Here is a 4,799-nt window from a genome sequence, read left to right as displayed (position 1 = left end):
ACCAAACAAGATAACAAGGCCTGTAAAGAGGATTTAAATCCAGCTCTTCCAGCATCTTTTTCAGTGGCTCTAAAAAACACAAAACCCCGAAGAACTTAATCCCCGGGGCTTGCTTTTTTGTCTGTCTTCGCTCTTCACAGAGATCGAACAGAAGAACTTTATTTCATTACTTTAGTATTAATACTGACTGCTTGTTCGCCTGTCACAGGGTAATTGGTAGGGGCGGTTCGTGAACCGCCCACCACGCAGTCAATTTAAATTTATTGATTATAAATAGTTACTTATTTTACGATTGCTTTAACAGCAGCTTCACCTTCTACGGCTACTACTACGATACCTGCAGGAGCAGAGATCTGAGCTTCAGAAGAAGTGATTACTGTGTTGGCAATTGTCTGACCAAGTACGTTAGTGACAACAACATTCTTACCTGCAGCACCCTTAACAATAACAGCACCTTCTGTTGCGATTACTGATACTTCGGCAGCATTGATTTCGTCATTTGCAACCGGCTTATCGTCAGTCTTAGCGATGTTGAAACGTTCTGCGTCTGCGATGTCATTTGTTAATACAGCTACACCGTTGATCAGGCGAACGAATTCGTTATTCTGAGTTTCGATGTAGAATTCAGCCTTTTGGTCGTCATTCTTTGTCAGACGGAACTGAACAGCAGCGTTGTTGAATTCGTTCTTGCTTAGATCGATCGTATCGTTAGCAGCCAGTTTTGTTCCTTTGAACTTAGAACTCATGATCAACAAGGTATCACCCTGGTGAACAGCATCAACGAATGCCAGACGAGTGTAAGTTCTGTTTTCATACATAAACTTATCCAACATCTTCTTATCGCCCTTGTAAGCAGCTACAGAGTCAGACAATGTTACCAGATAGTTAGCGCGAACCTGGTCTACCAATTCGTACGGATGGCCGTGGTCAATCGGACAGAATGTTGTATCCGGAGTAAAGTCAGGACGAACAGCCAGCAAATACTGAGGACGTGCAGTTTCGTTACGTACATAAGCAGTATCGATGAACATGGCAGCTTTGTTTTCGCCATTGAACAATGCACCCAGGTAGTTGATACCTGTAGGATCTGATTCGTAACCGGCTACTCTGTTGGTTGTATTTTCATACAGATAACGGTTGTCTTCGCGAGTCAGGTTGATCTTGGCAACGTTAGTTCCCATGTTGTTCAAACCGTCTTCAGCATCAGTTACACCCAGACGACGGTATTTAGGAGCATCTTTGGCTACCAGGCCGAAAGTAGAAGTACGACCGTCATTCAGGTAACCCCAGTTGTATATAGAGTAATCTTCCGACTGATTTTCACCTTCCAGATCTTCCTGTACAAGGATTGAAGGATAATCTTTTACAGAAATCTTTTTAGAACCCAAAGCCCCTGTAATCTCGTTTTTCTCATTTTGCTGAGCTTTGATAATAGCATAATAATGTTGTGCGTCTGCTTCTTTAAATTCTTTCAGGAAGAAAGCATCCAGATTGGCATAGTTTACCTTTCCATTTGTCAACGTAGAGTTGATCAGTTTGAACTTACCGTCTTTATCAAGAGTGATGAACAGTTTATCTTCGTCCTTGATATTCTTATTGGCAGTTTCCAGTTGCAGGTAGTAAGGAATACGTTTCAACTGAGTTGCAATATCTTTTACTTCAGCAGGCCCGTAAGCAATAGAGTCTGTTGCACGAATCAAACGGAAATAAATACGATCGGCATCTTCCGTCTTAGCCACATTCAGGATAGAGTCTGCGTCATTGTAACCAACGAACAGGTCATTATTCAAATTGTTCAGATAGTTCAATGAAAATACTCTCAACTGGTCGTCAGCTTCCAGATTCTTTTCAGGATCGATGAAGTAACCTAACGTTTTATCCGTTGTGAATTCTTTCGGAACGGCAGTGAACAATAGAGAGTCACCTTCCATGTTCGTATAAAGATTTGCTGTGCTTGTAGCATACATATACTGCTGTTGAACCTGTCCGAATTCATTGTTATAAACCAGCGGTAGAGCTGATTCACGGTTCACGATAGAGTTCAGTTTTTCACCCTTAGCCTGAGTTACGATCCACTGTGCAGCCGGGATATGGTTCAGTTCCTGATCTTCCACAGAAGCCAGTACCTGGTAATTATTATACAACCAGTTGTAAGCGATATAACGACCATTGCGGTCAGCGTTTGCCTTTTCATTGCTTACATATTTGATTGTGTAAACACCAGCTGGGATAGCTGCATAATCTTTGAAGTTGATACCGAAACCGATACGAGTATTGATAGTTTCCTTTTCAGAGCCAGTGATCTTTTCATATTTACCGACAGTTACTTCTTTATGATTGTCAGCCAAAACTGCCAGTTTGACAAATTTACCGTTAGCTTCATAGCCGTGAGCGGCATCCACATCTGTAATATCCACCCAGTTTTCAACACCTACAGCCGGTTTCATTGCATAACCGTCAGTTTCGATCTTCAAAGAGTCTTCAGTAGGATAATAAGTAAACTTGAAGTTGAAGTGACCGTTATAGTCTCTGAACAAAGGAACATTAGTTTCACTTAGTAATTTACCATTACTGTTCGTGATACCTTCGGTATATTTCCATGCATCAAATTTCAGATGTCTGTTACCGGATACGCCTGTCAGCAAGTTAGTATCGACAGCCAGATACAGTTTGTTTTCTTTACTGTCTTTCTTACCTAAATATAAAGATACATATTTAGATACAACATCCTGATCCACTACTTCTCCTTCCTGAGAACCGGCAGCCAGATATTTTTCGATATTGACAGAAGCAACAGCTGCTGGTAAGTTTTCACCTTTTACAGCACTACTGATTTCTACAATGATATCATCACCTTCCTTATTGAAATCTTCTTTGCATGCGTCGATAGCATCTTTAACTGCCTGAGCACTGTTCATAGCTGTAAGAGCATTTTTAATGCCTGTTACAGCATCTGCATAAACTTCAGCAGCCGTAGAAGCAGCCTCATATTTCGTTTTTTGATCAGCAACCAATGACTTTGCACGATCAGCTGCATCGACAGTAATAGGAAGTTCATCGATCAAAGCTTTAATAGCATCTTTCACTTCAGTGTACTGATCAGCAGTATAAGCTTCTACCTGACCATAAGCCAATTTTGCATATTCTTCTTTGAATTTTGCTAAATCCCAAGCATCAACATGAGCAGTGAAAGACAAGTTATCAACAGCTGTATTGATTAATCCTGCAGCAGTAGTTAATTTAGCAATATTAGTATTAACAGTAGCAACAACTGTCTCGGAACCAACCATACTAGTAACCAATGCTTCAACTTCTGCATCGACATTAGCTTTAACCCATTCTTTAATCTTATCGTTATCGGCAGCAACATAATCAGGCACTGTTACATCGAATTTAGCATTCAACGCAGCAACCGCTGCTTTTGAAGCATCAAACAATTCCTCATTATTGTCTATATCTTCAACCTTACCTTTGAAAAGAGTTACAAGATCATCCTTTACAGCGTCAACATCCGTCAAAGACACAGCAGCAATTACACCATCAACAGTTGCTTTATCGTTGTTCTCCCCTACTATTTCATCCATCTCGTAAGCAGCCACAACAGTATTGATAGCACTAGCGGCAGCAGCCAAAGCAGCAGCCTCTTTCACTTCACCGTCTTTTTTAGCTACTTCTGCATTCACTGCATTTAAAGAAGCATCAAAAGTATTTTCTGTTGTTGTTGCAGCAGCTTTTACTGTAGCAGCCCAATCCTTAGCAGCCTGATCCCATGCTGAACCGGCTGTAATTGCAGTCTGAACAGCATTTTCAACAGTTGCCGGAGCTAACAATTTATCAGCAGCATCCTTTGCAGCCTGCGCCGCAGCTTTCTGGTTTGCATTATAAGTATCTTCAGCAGGAACATTTCCTTTTTTGTACATGCTTGTAGAATAAGCAACAACCGGCTCTGCGATCAGGTCGTTAGCCGTCCACATATTACCGATCTTTGAACCTACTACATCACCAAAGAAACCCAAACGGAATTTACCGGCTTTTGTATTGGAAAGCATCGTTGAGTTCAGATCATCAGCAGTCAGAACTGTTCCCTGAACAACCATCGGTTTCAAAGTAAGTGCTTTGCCACCGTCACCCTTTGACTGTGCGTACTTGATAGCACCTACTTCACCGTTATTAACGGCCAATGTCATAACAGAGTCAGGATTTGCAAAACGGTATTTCAAAGCAGCTTCGCCATTAATACCCTTTCCTTCAATTCCTTCCTGCCATTCCCATGTACCGATCTTACCGGGGAATTCGTAGTTGATTTCAGATGTCAAATCACCATTACCCGCATTTTCCGTAGAGAAAGACAAAGGCATGTGATAAGCAGCACTTTCGAAAGTAAAATAATATTTCTTTACTGTATCATCATAAGTAGTCCAACGGATTGTCCAAAGAGTTTCTGCGAGGTTTGCACCCGTATTGGCTGCAACCATTTTCAGAACCAATTTACCATCTGCTTCTTTTACCATAGCCAGTACGTTGCCTTCGCTATCAGCCAACTGGAAAGCTCCGTTCTGCTTCAAGTTTGTTGCAAGCGTACCCGCTGCAGTGAATTTAGAATAGTCAGGAGTTACAGCCCCCACCGTTCCAACACTTGAGGCGAGCAATAAACCCGCCACCAAAGTAGAAAACTTTTTGTTCATAATTTAAAATTTAATATTAATAATAGTGTTAAAATGCTGTCACAAACCTTGTGAATCTTACTCTACACCTTTTTCCCTTTCTTCCCCTAACTATGTATCTGTTAAAAGGTGTTT

1 protein-coding gene is annotated in these 4,799 nt (G+C 41.2%); it reads right to left on the bottom strand.

What is annotated here, in order from left to right; translation table 11 throughout:
- Positions 1 to 281: 281 nt before the first annotated feature.
- Positions 282 to 4,685, bottom strand: coding sequence for a DUF6383 domain-containing protein (locus DXD68_RS23915; protein WP_122363920.1), 4,404 nt, complete (start codon positions 4,683 to 4,685; stop codon positions 282 to 284).
- Positions 4,686 to 4,799 lie beyond the last annotated feature (114 nt).

It is taken from the genome of Parabacteroides sp. TM07-1AC (assembly GCF_003480915.1).
Taxonomy (GTDB): Bacteria; Bacteroidota; Bacteroidia; order Bacteroidales; family Tannerellaceae; genus Parabacteroides; species Parabacteroides chongii.
This window is presented reverse-complemented; position numbering and strand designations above follow the sequence as displayed.

Excerpts from the sequence above, each read along its gene's own strand:
- DXD68_RS23915 (WP_122363920.1), bottom strand. The coding sequence starts at position 4,685 with ATGAACAAAAAGTTTTCTACTTTGGTGGCGGGTTTATTGCTCGCCTCA.